8 protein-coding genes and 1 tRNA gene are annotated in these 19,011 nt (G+C 42.5%); 4 read left to right on the top strand and 5 right to left on the bottom strand.

Features of this window, described 5'->3' with window-relative positions:
• Nucleotides 1–5: 5 nt before the first annotated feature.
• The 3 genes from DV428_RS04890 to DV428_RS04900 form a co-directional block, all read right to left on the bottom strand.
• Nucleotides 6–1,202, bottom strand: a complete 1,197-nt coding sequence (locus DV428_RS04890; protein WP_065249725.1) for a Bcr/CflA family multidrug efflux MFS transporter — start codon at nt 1,200–1,202, stop codon at nt 6–8.
• Between the two features lies 1 nt (nt 1,203).
• Nucleotides 1,204–1,902: a 16S rRNA pseudouridine(516) synthase RsuA gene (gene rsuA, locus DV428_RS04895; RefSeq protein ID WP_114908884.1), complete on the bottom strand. Its 699-nt coding sequence runs from the start codon at nt 1,900–1,902 to the stop codon at nt 1,204–1,206.
• Nucleotides 1,903–1,992: 90 nt separating this feature from the next.
• Entirely contained in the window at nt 1,993–2,613 is a 621-nt protein-coding gene (locus DV428_RS04900) for a DUF1919 domain-containing protein (protein ID WP_114908885.1), read from the bottom strand.
• A 196-nt stretch (nt 2,614–2,809) separates the two neighbouring features.
• Between DV428_RS04900 and DV428_RS04905 the strand changes: the two genes are divergently transcribed.
• A complete protein-coding gene (locus DV428_RS04905; RefSeq protein WP_114908886.1) occupies nt 2,810–5,080 on the top strand; it encodes an NADP-dependent malic enzyme in 2,271 nt (756 codons plus the stop codon).
• 284 nt (nt 5,081–5,364) lie between these two features.
• Complete coding sequence (locus DV428_RS04910) at nt 5,365–7,290, top strand: LTA synthase family protein (protein WP_065249721.1); 1,926 nt, start codon at nt 5,365–5,367, stop codon at nt 7,288–7,290.
• A gap of 29 nt (nt 7,291–7,319) precedes the next feature.
• Here the strand turns inward: DV428_RS04910 and uvrB are convergent, their stop codons facing one another.
• Both uvrB and DV428_RS04920 read right to left on the bottom strand, forming a co-directional pair.
• Nucleotides 7,320–9,359 (bottom strand): excinuclease ABC subunit UvrB, encoded by a 2,040-nt coding sequence (uvrB, locus tag DV428_RS04915; RefSeq protein WP_065249720.1) that lies wholly within the window; start codon nt 9,357–9,359, stop codon nt 7,320–7,322.
• 418 nt (nt 9,360–9,777) lie between these two features.
• A tRNA-Asn gene (locus DV428_RS04920) sits at nt 9,778–9,853 on the bottom strand.
• Between the two features lie 261 nt (nt 9,854–10,114).
• Here DV428_RS04920 and DV428_RS09715 point away from each other — a divergent pair.
• Together DV428_RS09715 and DV428_RS04945 are read left to right on the top strand one after the other, a co-directional pair.
• Complete coding sequence (locus tag DV428_RS09715; RefSeq protein ID WP_244188319.1) at nt 10,115–17,701, top strand: hypothetical protein; 7,587 nt, start codon at nt 10,115–10,117, stop codon at nt 17,699–17,701.
• A 131-nt stretch (nt 17,702–17,832) separates the two neighbouring features.
• Nucleotides 17,833–18,969, top strand: a complete 1,137-nt coding sequence (locus DV428_RS04945; RefSeq protein WP_114908887.1) for a DUF2827 family protein — start codon at nt 17,833–17,835, stop codon at nt 18,967–18,969.
• The last annotated feature ends 42 nt before the right edge of the window (nt 18,970–19,011 follow it).

Genomic DNA, 19,011 nt, shown 5'->3' on the forward strand with positions numbered 1-19,011 from the left:
GATATTTACCCACGGCTTTTTAAATTTCGGCTGGTTAGAAAGTAATACGCCAATACGGAAATCACGACACATGCCCCCATAGTAAAGAGCATTGGTGCGGCAGTATCCATCTTCATTGACGCGACTAAACTTCCCATAATTGCACCCACTGCAAAACGTACGCTACCAATCAAAGAATTTGCTGTTCCCGCCATTTGAGGACATCTTTCTAAAGCTGATGCCATTGCATTTGATGAAATCACTGGGTTTGGACCAACGAAAAAGGCGACGCCAATTGCCATAGGCCAAAAACCGAGATCTAAAAGTGCGGTCAAAATTAGCCACATTCCAGAAAGAAATTGAATTGTGAGGGCTATCCGTAACATTGTTTCTGCGCCCACTTTAGTGACAAATCGGCTATTCAAAAAGGAGGCAAAGATCATCGTAACGATATTCATCATGAAGAAGTAACCGAACTGATCGACGGGAACTCCATAAATGCCGATATAGACAATTGATCCTGCAGTCACAAAAGCAAACAACCCACCAAATCCAAAAGAGGCGGCAAACATATAGCCAAGTACTTCTTTTTGCTTCCAAAGCAGAAGGAAATTGCGAGCGATAATATTTAAGCGTAGCGGAATGCGATTTTCTTTTTTATGGGTTTCTGGAATGATGAAAAAGACCAATGCTGCGGCTAATAATCCCACGAGCGAAATAACGTAAAAAATCGCATGCCAATGGAAAAATTTAACGATGTAACCACCAATAATTGGCGCAACTAAAGGTGCAAGCATAAATACTAACGTGATGGTGGACATCACTTTGGATAGCTGATCTTTACTAAATAAATCACGCAATAATGCGCCTGAAAGTACAACTGGCGCAGCACCAAAGAAACCTTGAACAAAACGAAGTGCGGTGAAATTTCCGACTGAATTTATTTCGGTGAGCACTAAAGCTGTTAATGCGCCTACAATGACACCGAGTAAAATGATCGGTTTTCGTCCGAAACTATCACCAAAAGGCCCCCAAAAAAGCTGACCAAATGCCATGCCATAAGCAAAAGAAGTGAGCGTGTGTTGTACTTGCTCTGGACTCACGCCGAGATCTTTCGCAATTTCTAAAAAAGACGGCAAATACATATCCACGCCAAAAGGCGGTAGCATGGAGAGAATACCGAGCGTAAGAATAAAGATAAAAGTAGATTTTTGTTGACTCATCTTATTTCACCAAACTTTCGATTTCACTTTGAGTCAATGGGCGGTATTCGCCTTCTTCTAAGGATTCATCCAACACGACATCACCAATTTTCCAGCGATGTAATCCAACGACTTTATTCCCAAGTGCGGCAAACATACGTTTTACTTGATGATAGCGACCTTCGGAAATCGTCAGATTCACATTGTAATCATCTAAGATTTCTAATTTTGCTGGTTTAGTGGGTTCTTTTTCTCCGCGTAATAAAATGCCTTCTGCACAAGCTGTTGTGTAATTCTCTTCTACGGGATCAGCTAATGTCACCAAATAGGTTTTTTCACAATGATGTTTGGGGGAAGTGATGCGATGTGACCATTGTCCATCATCGGTAAGCAATACGAGGCCTGTTGTATCTACATCTAAGCGACCCGCGCTATGTAATTTGCCCGCTAAAGGGTAATCAAAAAATTGATAAATAGTTGGATAGTCGCCATCATCATTAGAACAAACACAGCCTTGTGGCTTATTCAACATAAAATACTGGCCTTCTTCCACCCACGTTAATAATTGATCTTCAAAATAGATTTCATCTTCTTGTGAAATTTGTACCGCGCTACTTTTGACAATTTCACCATTAATTTTTACCGCACTTTGGCGGATTGCTTTCGTTGCTTGAGAACGCGTTAATCCCGTATTTTCAGCAATAAATTTATCTAATCTCATTATGTTTTCTCTTGTTAAAATTCGCTAGGCATTGTACAGGTTTTTGCTTTTAGAACGAAACAAAAAGGGCTGCAATGCAGCCTTTATCGATTAAGCTTGATTAAACCACTTCACGTAATCGAATTGATCATAATATTTTTTCCCATTCCAGCCAGAAAACTCAAAAATATCGCCCACCTGATTTTGTTTCTCGAAGCCTTTTATATAATAAGCCGATTTAAAAGCAGGGTAGGGCTTGTGAGTAAAAATTACTTTATTTTTGAAAGGGAGTTGATCAAAAAGTTGAATGTCTTTTTCGGTTACACCATCTCGATCTGTCATCATAATAAAAAGATTGTCTAAATTCATTCGTGACGTGCGAAGTTGCCATTTTTCATTGGCTTCTTGCTCACTGTGATAGTGCATAAAATGAATGTCAAGATCGGCAAGTTTTCCCACTGGATAACTTTTTTCTGTTTGTACGAATGTGAGAGGTTGAGTGAGGTAGAAATCCATATTTTGTAAATAACGCAAAAAATCCTGTGGTGAGAGATAGAGGTTCACAAAAGGGGAATTAAACTGCTGGTGTAAATCATGTAAGATAAAAGCTCCCACGCAATTGGCAGAAATGACAGTCATGCCTTGGTTAGTCAATTTACGTTGTAATGAACGATTGATAAAAAATCTTTGACATTTATTTACCGCACTTTTAAGTTTTTGAAATGGATTCATTTTATTATCCTCAATGATTCTCTTGTGAAAATCCTACCTTTTTTGCTGAAAAATGAAAAGTCTAGCTAATGCCTCGCATCAAAAAATTTTGTAATGATTTTGTGAAAATTTGCAGTCTGTCACAATTTTTTGAATAAAAAACCGCTATAATCGACGTAATATTTCAATCCTGTTTCAATAAAATGGAGCATTTATTATGAGTGAACAATTACGTCAAGCAGCCTTGGATTTCCACGAATTTCCAATTCCTGGAAAAATTGAAGTTACCCCAACAAAATCATTAGCAACGCAACGCGATCTGGCTTTAGCTTATTCACCAGGTGTGGCTGAGCCTTGTTTAGAAATTGAAAAAGATCCTGCAGCCTCTTACAAATATACGGCGCGTGGAAATTTGGTCGCTGTTATTTCTAATGGTACAGCGGTACTTGGTCTTGGTAATATTGGCGCGCTTGCAGGCAAACCTGTAATGGAAGGGAAGGGCGTATTGTTCAAAAAATTCGCTGGTATCAACGTATTTGATATTGAAGTGAATGAACATGATCCCGATAAACTTGTCGATATTATTGCCTCGTTAGAGCCGACTTTCGGTGGGATCAATTTAGAAGATATTAAAGCACCAGAATGTTTCTATATTGAACAAAAATTGCGTGAGAGAATGAATATTCCTGTCTTCCATGATGACCAACATGGTACGGCGATCATCAGTGCTGCCGCGATCATCAATTCTCTTCGTATTGTAGGTAAAAAAATTGAAGATGTTCGACTTGTTGCGTCTGGTGCGGGAGCCGCATCTATCGCGTGCTTGAACTTATTGCTTTCTTTAGGTATGAAACGTGAAAATATCACGGTTTGCGACTCGAAAGGCGTGGTATATAAAGGTCGTGATGACAAAATGGATCAAACCAAAAAAGATTATGCAATTGAAGATAATGGCTGGCGTAAACTTGGCGATGCGATTCCAAATGCAGATATTTTCTTAGGTTGTTCCGCAGCTGGTGCGCTTACACAAGATATGGTGAAAACCATGGCTGCGCATCCAATTATTCTTGCTTTAGCTAACCCAAATCCTGAAATTACCCCGCCAGAAGCGAAAGCGGTTCGTCCTGATGCGATTGTATGTACAGGCCGATCTGATTATCCAAACCAAGTCAATAACGTGCTTTGTTTCCCATTCATTTTCCGTGGCGCATTAGATGTGGGAGCAACCACTATTAATGAAGAAATGAAACGTGCGGCAGTTTATGCCATCGCCGACCTTGCATTAGAAGAGCAAAATGAAGTTGTAACTTCTGCTTACGGTGGTGAAGGCGCGACATTTGGTGCAGATTATGTGATTCCTCGTCCATTCGATCCTCGCTTAATTGTGCGTATCGCACCAGCGGTAGCAAAAGCCGCAATGGAATCTGGTGTGGCAACTCGTCCAATTCAAAATTGGGATGCTTATGTTGAAAAACTAACTCAGTTTGTTTACAAAACTAGCTTGTTTATGCGTCCTATTTTCAGCCAAGCAAAAGCGGCAAAACAACGCATTATTTTGGCGGAAGGGGAAGAAAATAAAGCATTGCATGCCACTCAAGAAGTGATTTCAATGGGCTTGGCAAATCCAATCTTAATCGGTCGCCGCAGTGTGATTGAAGAAAAAATTAAAAAACTTGGCTTGCGTTTAACCGCGGGTGTCGATTTTGAAATTGTGGATAACGAAGATAATCCTCGCTATGAAGAATGTTGGAAACATTACTACGAGCTTACCAAACGTAAAGGTATCACGCCTGCAATTGCAAAACGTGTCGTGCGTTCTAACACAACTGTGCTTGCATCTACTTTAGTGAGTCTGGGCTATGCTGATGGCTTGGTATGTGGTTTATTTGGTTCTTATGGTAAACATTTAGCATCTATTAAGGATATTATTGGGTTAAAAGATGGAGTTAAAGTTGCGGCTGCATTAAATAGTCTTGTATTACCAACAGGAAATGTATTTTTAACCGATACTCATGTAAATACTAATCCAACAGCGGAAGAACTTGCAGAGATTACGTTAATGGCAGCGGAAGAAATTCATCGTTTTGGTATTGAACCTGCTATTGCATTACTTTCCCATTCTAACTTTGGCTCATCGAATTCGTTGGGGGCGCCAAAAATGCGCGAAGTATTACATATGGTCAATGAGCGCTATCCACACTTAATGATTGATGGTGAAATGCGTGGTGATTTAGCAATGAATGAAGCACACAGAAGAGAAGTCATGCCTGATAGTCCATTGAAAGGAAGTGCAAATTTATTGGTATTCCCTGATTTGAGCTCATCACGTATTAGTTATAGCTTATTACGCGGCACCACTACGGCAATTACTGTTGGCCCTATCTTAATGGGTATGAACAAATCTGCGCATATTCTTAATCCGGGTGCATCTGTTCGCCGTATTATTAATATGATTGCCTATGCTGCGGTGAAAGCACAACAAGAGTAATTGAAAAAGTGCGGTGAATTTTTATTAAATTTCCGCCGTTTACTTAACAAAGCCTCGATTTTTCTCGAGGCTTTATTTTTTGTAATTCTATTGAATGTGATTAGCTAAAATTGCGCTACACAGAATTCGGCATATTGTTTGCATTTGAGATTAACTAAAACTATGCGAAAATTGACCGCACTTTAAGACTTTTGTCATGTCGAAAAGGAACCGACCGATAGACAGTTGCCTATCTTTCTTTAATTTAATACGGCTTGTATGCCGTTTTGTTAGTGGTTTTTACAATGAAAAAAGCGCATTCCCCTTTATTCCCCATCTTCACCTTCGTGTTGATTAATCTCATCATCCTTTCTTTATCCCGTTTGGGACTTGCTGTATGGCAATCAGAGCGTGTATCTGCCGTAGATGGCTGGTTGCAATTATTTTTGCAAGGCGTACGAATGGATATTGTGGCACTCTGTTATTTATTTGGCGTACCTGCATTGCTCACAACGTTATTTCATAGCAGTAAAGTTTGGGTAAAAATTTTACGCATTTGGTTAACCCTTGGCAGTGTGTTTATTATCTTTATGGAAATTGCCACACCTGCCTTTATTGAAACCTATGATTACCGACCAAATCGTTTATTTATCGAATATCTGATTTATCCGAAAGAAGTTTTTTCAATGCTCGCGGAAGGGCATTTAAGTGCGGTGATTTTTAGCCTTGTTTTCACGATTTTAGCTGCCATGATTTATTGGAAAATTTCTGGTTGGGCAGTCAAAAATTTACGTTCAATGAGTTGGAAACTTCGCCCTTTGATTGCTTTGCTTATGATTGTAGTGAGTTTCCTTGGCGCGCGTTCAAGTTTTCAACATCGTGGTATTAACCCCGCCATGGTGGCATTTTCTTCTGATGCGTTAGTGAATTCTTTGGTGCTTAACTCGGGCTATTCCGTGATTTATGCCGCACAGCAATTTAAAGATGAAGAAAAATCTTCAGAAATGTATGGAAAAATGGATGCAGATGAAATGTTTCGTATTGTTAAAGCAAGTCGAGGCCGCCCAGACAGCGATTATATTTCAGATAAATACCCAACTTTAACGAAAAATGTCGCGACTTATCAGGGGAAACCTAAAAACATCGTGATTTTGCTACAAGAAAGTCTCGGTGCTCAATTTATTGGTACACTCGGTGGCAAACCACTTTCTCCAAATGTGGATCAGCTCGCAAAAGAAGGGTGGTTATTTGAAAATCTTTATGCAACAGGCACGCGTTCAGTACGCGGTATTGAAGCAACCACCGCAGGTTTTACGCCAACGCCAGCTCGTGCAGTTGTGAAACTTAATAATGCCCAAAGTGGTTTCTTTACTATTGCGGATTTATTACATAAACAAGGTTATAACACTTCCTTTATTTATGGCGGTGAAAAGCACTTCGACAATATGGCGAGCTTTTTCTATGGCAATGGATTTAAAGATATTTGGGATCAACAAGATTACCAAAATCCAAAATTTACCGGCACTTGGGGCGTGAGTGATGAGGATTTATTTGATAAAGCCAATGAAACTTTCACGAAATTACAAAATGAAGGTAAACCGTTTTTTAGTTTAGTGTTTAGCTCTAGCAATCATGATCCATTTGAATATCCAGATGGCAAAATTGAGCTTTATGAGCAACCAAAAGCCACTCGTAATAACGCGGCAAAATATGCGGATTATGCCTTAGGTCATTTCTTTAAAATGGCAAAACAGTCTAATTATTGGAAAGATACGATTTTCTTAATTGTTGCGGATCACGATTCTCGTGTAGGCGGTGCAAGTCTTGTGCCAATTAAGCATTTCCATATTCCAGCTTTGATTCTTGGTGATGGCATTGCGCCACGTCGTGACAGCCGTCTTGTGAGCCAAATTGATATGCCAACTACATTGCTTTCTTTAGCAGGCGTAAGTGGCAATTATCCAATGATTGGTTTTGATTTAACGCAAGATGTAAACCCAGATCGTGCCTTTATGCAATACGATCAAACTCAAGCAATGATGAAAGGCAATAATGATGTGGTGATTCAAATGCCAAATAAAGCGGCACAAGGTTATCATTATGATAAAGCTTCAGAAACTTTAACGCCAAAAGACGTGCCTGATGCGATGAAAAAAGAGGCATTGGCTCACGCTTTATTAGGTAGTTATTTATATAAGAATCGCTTGTATTCTTCAGGTGAAAATAAATAAACGGAACGCCAGCTTAAGCTGGCGTTTTTTTAGTTTTCAAAAACAAACTGTTCACGCAATTGATGTAATTGATCGCGAATTGCTGCGGCTTTCTCAAATTCCAAATCTTGGGCAAATTTATACATTTGTTGTTCCAGTTTTTTGATTTGTTGTTGATATTCTTTGGCATTTTTCGGTGCATTATAAAGTGCGGTTGGTTCTGCTGCCATTTTTCCACGTTGTTTATTGGCTTTCGCTTTTTGGTTTGCACCTTGTCCAATATCTAACAATTCACCGACTTTCTTATTTAATGCCTGTGGCACAATGCCATGTTCTTCATTGTATTTTGTTTGTTTTTCACGACGACGATTGGTTTCAGTAATAGCTTTTTCCATCGATTTTGTGATGCTATCCGCATATAAAATCGCTTTACCATTTAAGTTTCGCGCAGCACGGCCGATTGTTTGGATTAAAGAACGTTCGGAACGTAAAAATCCTTCTTTGTCAGCATCTAAAATCGCCACAAGAGACACTTCCGGAATATCTAAACCTTCACGCAATAAGTTAATCCCAACCAATACATCAAATTCGCCTAAACGCAAATCTCGGATAATTTCGACGCGTTCCACAGTATCAATATCAGAATGTAGATAACGTACACGAATCCCGTGTTCATCTAAATAATCTGTTAAATCTTCCGCCATTTTTTTGGTGAGTGTTGTCACTAAAACGCGCTCATTTTTATCCGCTCTTTGGCGAGCTTCGGAAAGTAAATCATCCACTTGAATGGACACTGGACGAATTTCAATGATCGGATCAAGTAAACCAGTCGGGCGAACCACTTGATCGATGATCTCACTACCTGATTTCTCTAATTCATAAGGCCCTGGTGTTGCGGAAACATAAATGGTTTGTGGGGCTAAGCGTTCAAATTCCTCAAAGCGTAATGGACGATTATCCAAGGCAGACGGTAAACGGAAACCATATTCGACTAAGGTTTCTTTGCGAGAACGGTCGCCACGATACATTCCACCAATTTGAGGCACAGTCACATGAGATTCATCAATAATTAAAATAGCATCAGAGGGCATATAATCAAATAATGTTGGTGGTGGTTCGCCCTCATTTCTGCCTGACAAATAGCGAGAATAGTTTTCAATGCCCGAGCAATAGCCTAATTCATTCATCATTTCAATATCAAATTGGGTACGCTGGCTGATACGCTGTTCTTCTAAAAGTTTATGTTCCTTGATGAAGTATTCACGGCGTGATACCAGTTCTTTTTTGATGTTTTCTATCGCATCTAAAATACGTTCTCTTGGTGTCACATAGTGCGTTTTAGGATAGATCGTAAAACGTGGTACTGCACCAAAACTACTGCCAGTAAGCGGATCAAATAAACTTAAACGCTCGATTTCATCATCAAATAACTCAATACGCACCGCACGATCATCGGATTCCGCTGGGAAAATATCAATAATTTCGCCGCGAACACGGAAAGTTCCACGCTGAAATGCTTGATCATTGCGAGTATATTGCAATTCCGCTAATTTCGCTAAAATTTGGCGTTGATCGATAATGGCACCTTGTTGTAAATGCAACATCATTTGTAAATAGCTATCAGGATCACCCAAACCATAAATTGCAGAAACGGAAGCCACCACGATAGTATCTCGACGTTCTAAAAAAGATTTCGTTGCTGAAAGACGCATTTGTTCGATTTGATCATTAATAGACGCATCTTTTTCAATAAAGGTATCGCTGCTCGGCACATAGGCTTCTGGCTGATAATAATCATAGTAAGACACAAAATATTCCACCGCATTTTCTGGAAAAAAGGCTTTCATTTCTGCATAGAGTTGGGCGGCAAGTGTTTTATTTGGCGCAAGTAACATCGCTGGGCGATTTAATTGAGCGATTACATTGGCAATAGTAAACGTCTTCCCCGAGCCTGTTACCCCGAGTAAAGTTTGGTGAGCTAATCCATCCGTTAAATTTTCAGTCAGTTTTTCGATAGCTTGTGGCTGATCGCCAGAGGGACGAAAGTCGGAATGTAGAATGAACGGTTTTGTGTTGATTTTTTCAGACATAAAGTGCGGTCGGTTTTTTCATAGTTTTGAATAATGTCTATTTTAGCATATTTAATGTGTAAAATTGATCAGGCAAAAATCTAAGTTTTACACAGACTTAGCGATGTCAAGAGGAAGATGTCACAAATTCATAAAAAAAACTTTAATTTTTTACTAGACAAAACTTAACCTGTTGATTTTAAATTAAAATTTAATTTTAGGCTAATCTGTAATCAAGATCGAACAATCCTTGTAAGAATAAGGGATCCGCAAAATTTTAAAAAGTTAATCCACAAAGTTATCCACAGGCTCTGTGGATAGAAAAAAGAGAGGATTCTGATAAAAATAAAGCCCATCAACATGATGGGCTCAAAATCTTTTGGTTGCTAATTTAGAATTTGTAAAAGGAGACAAACAAACTCTAAACCAAAAGAAAAATTGGCTCCTCCTGCTGGACTTGAACCAGCGACATATGGATTAACAGTCCACCGTTCTACCGACTGAACTAAGGAGGAATAAACTTTGTATCACAAGGAACAGGGCGCGCATTTTAATGAGGAGAAAACCTCTTGTCAACAAAAAACTATAGTAATTTAGAGCCAATGTACACATCAATCTATTAAGCTAAATATTTGAACACCTTATCTTTACAAATCTTTACAAAAAAACGATGGTTATATCATCATTAATATGACAAAATTCAACGCCTTTTTAGATAGCACAAGTATATCTAAAAGTATTTGGATGTATATAATTTAACTTATTTAGGATTATTAATGAACCGCATATTTAAAGTCATTTGGAATAAAACAACACAGAGACAGGAAGTTGTTTCAGAATTAGCGAAAGGTAGTGCAAAAGCAAGTTCTGCTTCTAATAATACTCAAAAAGCCACAAAACAATTTACCATATCTGTTCTTACAGCTCTTATAACATCAACATTGCTAGCTTCTGTTACCAATGCTGCGACTATTAATTACAATGATATACCTAAACAAGGTGTTGCAGTCGTATCAGATCCTAATAGTGAAATTCTGAGAAATGTTGCTCTTGAAGGTTCAGAAACTTCAGGTGTTTTATCTGCTATAGATGCTGTAGGTACATTAAATCTGATGATGAAACGTTATAAGGGTTTTGTACACGTAAATGCTGAAGGTTATAAAAAAGGTACTATAATAGATGATAAAACGACATCGACAGAAAATACAGGTATTTGGGCAGATTGGCTTACAGCTGATGATTCAAAAGTAGCGGCTGAAGGAAGAAATCCCGGTGCGGTATTTAGTAATAACTTGGGGAAATTTACAGAAAAGTCTGGTGCGCAGGGAACGCGTTCAGTTGCTGTTGGCGTATATGCCAATGCCTTAGCAACTGACTCCATTGCTATTGGTTCTCGTGCAAATGTTAATAATTTCTGGGGAACCCAATATCGTGAAGCAGTAAATGGTATTGCTATCGGTAAGCAAGCACAAGTTGAAGGTTCAACAGGTGCAATTGCTTTTGGTGCAGGTAGTACTATTCTTCGTAATCAGCCATACAATGTGGGTTCAGATAATGCTATTGCGATTGGTAATAATAGCAAAATTACAGCTGCAAGCGGTGCAATTGCGATTGGTAACGAAACCAAGATTACTGCAATAGATACAGGTGTTGGTAATGGTGCAGTGAATGCAATTGCTATTGGTAATGGTGCAGAAGTTGAAAGCAGAAATTCCATTGCTTTAGGTCAGGGTACGAAAGCGAGCGGTGTAAGTTCAATTGCTTTAGGTGACGGAACAAAGGTAAGCGGTGCAAATACCGTTGCTATTGGTACAAGTGTTACTGCAACAAGAGAAAATTCTGTTGTTATTGGTCAAAATGCAAGTGCAACGAAAGAAAGGGTTGTCGCCATTGGTGCATATGCAACAGCAGGAGGCGATAGAACTGTAGCAATTGGTCCTGAAGCAACAGCCAATGGCTCAAGATCTATTGTGATTGGTGGTATTGGTGATGCAAAAGCGACTGCAGAGAAAGACTACTCTATTGTTATCGGTAATGGCGCGCAAGCAACAGATAATGCAACATATTCTGTTACTTTAGGTAACAATGCTAAAACAGCTGGAGCGACAGGGATTAGTATCGGTGATCGTGCTCAAGTGGTAGCGTCTGCAGCAAATGGGATTGCATTAGGTCAAAGTGCAAAAGCAAATAATGCAGGCGATATTGCCATTGGTCAATCTTCAAGTACATCGACCAAACATACAGTAAGTGATATCAAAATTGGTGATGCAACCTTATCTAAAGGCGTTCTTGCAACCGATAATGGCACTGTAAGTTTTGGTAATAACAATATTAAGCGCCAGATTCAAAATGTTGGAGCTGGTGAAATCTCTGAGACATCTAGTGATGTGGTTACTGGTTCACAACTTTACCATGTAATCAAAGCTGCCGATGAAATTGCTAAAACGGAATATAAGTTCCAAGTAAATGGCTCGGATATTAAAACTATGAGTAACAAAGGCACATCAGCAGCTAATAATGCTAATAATACGCTTGATTTTAAAGCTGGCGATGGGTTAGAGGTTGCCTATGAAAACGGAGCTGTAACTTATAAATTAAATTCTGAATCCAAGAAATCTATTGCTGATGCTAAAGCAGCCGCAAAAACAGTAAGTGACAAACTAGTTGAGATCAATAAGTCAGTTGAACGAGCAGAAACAGCTGCGAGTAGTGCGGCAAGCTCAGCAACCGCTGCTCAGAACTCAGCGACATCAGCAGCTAACTCAGCGACTTCTGCAGCTAACTCAGCAACTTCTGCCGCTAACTCAGCAACTTCTGCCGCTAACTCAGCGACTTCTGCTGCTAACTCAGCAACCGAAGCAGGTAAATCAGCGACCTCTGCAGCTAACTCTGCAACTTCTGCTGCTAACTCAGCGACCTCTGCTCAGAACTCAGCGACATCAGCGGCTAACTCTGCGACCTCTGCTGCAAACTCAGCAACATCTGCTCAGAACTCAGCAACTTCTGCTGCTAACTCAGCGACATCAGCTGCTAACTCAGCGACTTCTGCTCAGAACTCAGCGACATCAGCGGCTGACTCAGCAACTTCTGCTCAGAACTCAGCGACTTCTGCGGCTAACTCAGCGACTTCTGCTCAGAACTCAGCGACATCAGCGGCTAACTCAGCGACTTCTGCTGCTAACTCTGCAACCTCTGCGGCTAACTCTGCGACTTCTGCTGCTAACTCAGCGACATCAGCGGCTAACTCTGCAACCTCTGCGGCTAACTCAGCGACATCAGCTGCTAACTCAGCGACTTCTGCTCAGAACTCAGCGACATCAGCGGCTGACTCAGCAACTTCTGCTCAGAACTCAGCGACTTCTGCGGCTGACTCTGCGACCTCTGCTCAGAACTCAGCGACATCAGCAGCTAACTCTGCGACTTCTGCAGCTAACTCAGCAACTTCTGCAGCTAACTCAGCAACTTCTGCCGCTAACTCAGCGACTTCTGCTGCTAACTCAGCAACTTCTGCTGCTAACTCAGCAACTTCTGCAGCTAACTCAGCAACTTCTGCCGCTAACTCAGCGACTTCTGCTGCTAACTCAGCGACCTCTGCAGCAAGCTCAGCAACGGAAGCAGGTAAATCAGCTCAATCAGCAGCTAACTCAGCGACATCAGCGGCTAACTCTGCGACCTCTGCTCAGAACTCAGCGACATCAGCGGCAAGCTCAGCAACAGCTGCTCAGAACTCAGCGACATCAGCAGCTAACTCTGCGACTTCTGCAGCTAACTCAGCAACTTCTGCCGCTAACTCAGCAACTTCTGCCGCTAACTCAGCGACTTCTGCTGCTAACTCAGCAACCGAAGCAGGTAAATCAGCGACCTCTGCAGCTAACTCTGCAACTTCTGCTGCTAACTCAGCGACCTCTGCTCAGAACTCAGCGACATCAGCGGCTGACTCAGCAACTTCTGCTCAGAACTCAGCGACTTCTGCGGCTAACTCAGCGACTTCTGCTCAGAACTCAGCGACATCAGCGGCTAACTCAGCGACTTCTGCTGCTAACTCTGCAACCTCTGCGGCTAACTCTGCGACATCAGCGGCTAACTCAGCGACCTCTGCAGCAAGCTCAGCAACGGAAGCAGGTAAATCAGCTCAATCAGCAGCTAACTCAGCGACATCAGCGGCTGACTCAGCAACTTCTGCTCAGAACTCAGCGACTTCTGCGGCTAACTCAGCGACTTCTGCTCAGAACTCAGCGACATCAGCGGCTAACTCAGCAACTTCTGCAGCTAACTCAGCAACTTCTGCCGCTAACTCAGCGACTTCTGCTGCTAACTCAGCGACCTCTGCAGCAAGCTCAGCAACGGAAGCAGGTAAATCAGCTCAATCAGCAGCTAACTCAGCGACATCAGCGGCTAACTCTGCGACCTCTGCTCAGAACTCAGCGACATCAGCGGCAAGCTCAGCAACAGCTGCTCAGAACTCAGCGACATCAGCAGCTAACTCTGCGACTTCTGCAGCTAACTCAGCAACTTCTGCCGCTAACTCAGCAACTTCTGCCGCTAACTCAGCGACTTCTGCTGCTAACTCAGCAACCGAAGCAGGTAAATCAGCGACCTCTGCAGCTAACTCTGCAACTTCTGCTGCTAACTCAGCGACCTCTGCTCAGAACTCAGCGACATCAGCGGCTAACTCAGCGACCTCTGCTGCAAACTCAGCAACATCTGCTCAGAACTCAGCAACTTCTGCTGCTAACTCAGCGACATCAGCTGCTAACTCAGCGACTTCTGCTCAGAACTCAGCGACATCAGCGGCTGACTCAGCAACTTCTGCTCAGAACTCAGCGACTTCTGCGGCTGACTCTGCGACCTCTGCTCAGAACTCAGCAACTTCTGCTGCTAACTCAGCGACCTCTGCAGCAAGCTCAGCAACGGAAGCAGGTAAATCAGCTCAATCAGCAGCTAACTCAGCGACATCAGCGGCTAACTCTGCGACCTCTGCTCAGAACTCAGCGACATCAGCGGCAAGCTCAGCAACAGCTGCTCAGAACTCAGCGACATCAGCGGCTAACTCTGCGACCTCTGCTGCAAACTCAGCAACATCTGCTCAGAACTCAGCGACTTCTGCGGCTAACTCTGCGACTTCTGCTGCTAACTCAGCGACTTCTGCAGCTAACTCTGCGACCTCTGCAGCAAGCTCAGCAACGGAAGCAGGTAAATCAGCTCAATCAGCAGCTAACTCAGCGACATCAGCGGCTAACTCAGCGACCTCTGCAGCAAGCTCAGCAACGGAAGCAGGTAAATCAGCTCAATCAGCAGCTAACTCAGCGACATCAGCGGCTAACTCTGCGACCTCTGCTCAGAACTCAGCGACATCAGCGGCAAGCTCAGCAACAGCTGCTCAGAACTCAGCGACATCAGCAGCTAACTCTGCGACTTCTGCAGCTAACTCAGCAACTTCTGCCGCTAACTCAGCAACTTCTGCCGCTAACTCAGCGACTTCTGCTGCTAACTCAGCAACCGAAGCAGGTAAATCAGCGACCTCTGCAGCTAACTCTGCAACTTCTGCTGCTAACTCAGCGACCTCTGCTCAGAACTCAGCGACATCAGCGGCTAACTCTGCGACCTCTGCTGCAAACTCAGCAACATCTGCTCAGAACTCAGCAACTTCTGCTGCTAACTCAGCGACATCAGCTGCTAACTCAGCGACTTCTGCTCAGAACTCAGCGACATCAGCGGCTGACTCAGCAACTTCTGCTCAGAACTCAGCGACTTCTGCTGCTAACTCAGCGACATCAGCGGCTAACTCTGCAACCTCTGCGGCTAACTCAGCGACATCAGCTGCTAACTCAGCGACTTCTGCTCAGAACTCAGCGACATCAGCGGCTGACTCAGCAACTTCTGCTCAGAACTCAGCGACTTCTGCGGCTGACTCTGCGACCTCTGCTCAGAACTCAGCAACTTCTGCTGCTAACTCAGCGACCTCTGCAGCAAGCTCAGCAACGGAAGCAGGTAAATCAGCTCAATCAGCAGCTAACTCAGCGACATCAGCGGCTAACTCTGCGACCTCTGCTCAGAACTCAGCGACATCAGCGGCAAGCTCAGCAACAGCTGCTCAGAACTCAGCGACATCAGCAGCTAACTCTGCGACTTCTGCAGCTAACTCAGCAACTTCTGCCGCTAACTCAGCAACTTCTGCCGCTAACTCAGCGACTTCTGCTGCTAACTCAGCAACCGAAGCAGGTAAATCAGCTCAATCAGCAGCTAACTCAGCGACATCAGCGGCTAACTCTGCGACCTCTGCTCAGAACTCAGCGACATCAGCGGCAAGCTCAGCAACAGCTGCTCAGAACTCAGCGACATCAGCGGCTAACTCAGCGACTTCTGCTGCTAACTCAGCAACCGAAGCAGGTAAATCAGCGACCTCTGCAGCTAACTCTGCAACTTCTGCTGCTAACTCAGCGACCTCTGCTCAGAACTCAGCGACATCAGCGGCTAACTCTGCGACCTCTGCTGCAAACTCAGCAACATCTGCTCAGAACTCAGCAACTTCTGCTGCTAACTCAGCGACATCAGCTGCTAACTCAGCGACTTCTGCTCAGAACTCAGCGACATCAGCGGCTAACTCAGCGACTTCTGCTGCTAACTCTGCAACCTCTGCGGCTAACTCTGCGACTTCTGCTGCTAACTCAGCGACATCAGCGGCTAACTCTGCAACCTCTGCGGCTAACTCAGCGACATCAGCGGCTGACTCTGCGACCTCTGCTCAGAACTCAGCGACTTCTGCTGCTAACTCTGCGACATCAGCAGCTAACTCTGCAACTTCTGCTGCTAACTTTGCTACCTCTGCTGCTAACTCTGCGACTTCTGCTGCTAACTCTGCGACTTCTGCTGCTAACTCTGCGACTTCTGCTGCTAACTCTGCGACCTCTGCTCAGAACTCAGCGACTTCTGCCGCTAACTCAGCGACATCAGCAGCTAACTCAGCAACTGAAGCAGGTAAATCAGCGACCTCTGCAGCAAGCTCAGCAACCGCTGCTCAGAACTCAGCGACATCAGCAGCTAACTCTGCGACCTCTGCTGCTAACTCTGCAACTTCTGCTGCTAACTCTGCGACTTCTGCTGCTAACTCAGCAACCGAAGCTGGTAAATCAGCGACCTCTGCGGCAAGCTCAGCAACTGAAGCAGGTAAATCAGCGACCTCTGCCGCTAACTCTGCAACTTCTGCTGCTAACTCAGCAACTTCTGCTCAGAACTCAGCGACATCAGCAGCTAACTCTGCAACTTCTGCTGCTAACTCTGCGACTTCTGCTGCTAACTCTGCGACTTCTGCTGCTAACTCAGCGACCTCTGCTCAGAACTCAGCGACTTCTGCCGCTAACTCAGCGACATCAGCAGCTAACTCTGCGACTTCTGCTGCTAACTCTGCTACCTCTGCTGCTAACTCAGCAACTGAAGCAGGTAAATCAGCGACCTCTGCAGCAAGCTCAGCAACCGCTGCTCAGAACTTAGCGACATCAGCAGCTAACTCTGCTACCTCTGCTGCTAACTCAGCAACTGAAGCAGGTAAATCAGCGACCTCTGCAGCAAGCTCAGCAACCGCTGCTCAGAACTCAGCGACATCAGCAGCTAACTCTGCAACTTCTGCTGCTAACTCAGCGACCTCTGCTCAGAACTCAGCAACTTCTGCTCAGAACTCAGCGACATCAGCGGCAAGTGCAGCAGAACGTATTGAAAATTCAGGTTTAATCAGTAAAGATGGTAAAACTGCCTTTGCTGCTGATAACACCAGTAATCGTGATAGTGCTGAAGCAAAAGGTAAGGATGCAACGGCAATGGGATACGGTTCAAAAGCAAGTGGTGAAAACACAACAGCTTTAGGAAACAATTCTCAAGCATCAGCGCAGAATGCGACAGCAATTGGTCAAGGAGCAAAAGCGAAAGCAGAAAATTCAGTTGCAATTGGACAAGGATCTGTAGCAAACGAAAAAGATACTGTATCGGTAGGTAATGATGGTTCAAATGGTCAACCTATTGTAAATCGCCGTATTACTAACGTTGCAACGCCTGTTCACAATACAGATGCAGTAAATAAACAGTATGTTGATAACTCAGTAAATTCAGTTCGTAATGAATTGAAACAAACTGATAAGAAACTTCGTGGAGGTATTGCTGGTGCTGTTGCAATGGCTAATATTCCTACTGTAAACCGTGCTGGAGGTACAATGATTGGATTAGGAGTCGGTAACTTTAAAGGTCAAAATGCAGTGGCTGTTGGTATGAGCAAATCAAGTGATAACAACCGTATCCACTTTAAAGTAAGCGGCTCTGCGACCAGTTCAGGGGATTATGCTGTTGGTGGTGGAATTGGCTATCAATGGTAATCTATTCTAAATCATAATGAGGAAATCACTCTGGGAAACCAGAGTGATTTTATTATGTACCTTGCATATAAAATAAATAATCTTAATGCCTTGTAAAACTCTTTATATAGTAAACCTAAGCAGGAGATATCATGAAAAAATATAAAATTGGGATCACCTTTAACTTAGAAGGTAACGTGACAGATATCTGGGCAAATGGTGTAAATCAGAATGTCATCCATCTTTGTCACTTATTTCAACACTCAGAGCTTATTGATGAAGTGGTTTTAGTTTCCTGGGGGCCTGAAAAACGGACTTCCCCTCCTGAAGGATTCATGCTTAACGAAATGAATCTCAAATTTGCCTATATCGAAGATGTTATTGAAAGCCTTGATTTACTAATTGAAGGAACTTTGATCATTGAATCACATCAAGTAACTCGCATGCATGAACATGGAGGTAAAGTAGTTAGTTACAAAATGGGAAATGATTTTATTATAGATATAGAAAATTTCTTATTTGATAAAAAGGCTGGGAGAGTATTTAATGGAACAACATTCGATGCGGTATGGATGATCCCACAACATGAAAATACTTGTAAATCTTATTTCTCAATCATGTATCGTTGCCCATCTTATGTTGTCCCTCCCATTTGGTCGCCAGTCTTTTGTGATCAAGTCATTAAGCGTATTAAAGAACAACATAATTTAGATTTTGGGTATAAACCTAATTCAGATAAAAAGGCAAAGCGTATAGCATCTTTTGAAGCAAATATTAATGTAGTTAAAAATAGCTTTACACCTATTTTGATTGCGGAACAAGCCTACCGAGAACACCCAAATAAAATTCAACATGTTTATATGTGTAATACCTATGACAAAAAAGATAATCCAACCTTTTTCAATTTTATTGGACACACTAATTTAGTAAAAGACGGAATAATGACTGTCGAAGGTCGTTATCAAATGCCTGATTTTTTAACACGTTATGTAGATATAGTGTTAAGTCATCAATGGGAAAATGGTTTAAATTATGCGTATAATGATGCGCTATATGGAGGATATCCATTTATTCATAACTCAAAACTAATTCCTAAAGGTGTTGGATATTATTATGATCAATTTGATGCTTTTGAAGGTGCTAAAGTATTACTTGATGTAATAGATAACCATGACAAGCATCATGAAGAATATGTTAAACGTGCAAATGAATATTTAGATTCTCAGCTGCCAACCAACCCAGTTAATATTTATATGTATGAGAAAGAGCTTAAGCGGTTATTTTCTTAATCTATCTTATAAAAAATGATCTGACCCCAAAAAGTTAGACTG

Origin of the sequence: Haemophilus haemolyticus, from assembly GCF_003352385.1 — a bacterium.
Taxonomy (GTDB): Bacteria; Pseudomonadota; Gammaproteobacteria; order Enterobacterales; family Pasteurellaceae; genus Haemophilus; species Haemophilus haemolyticus_I.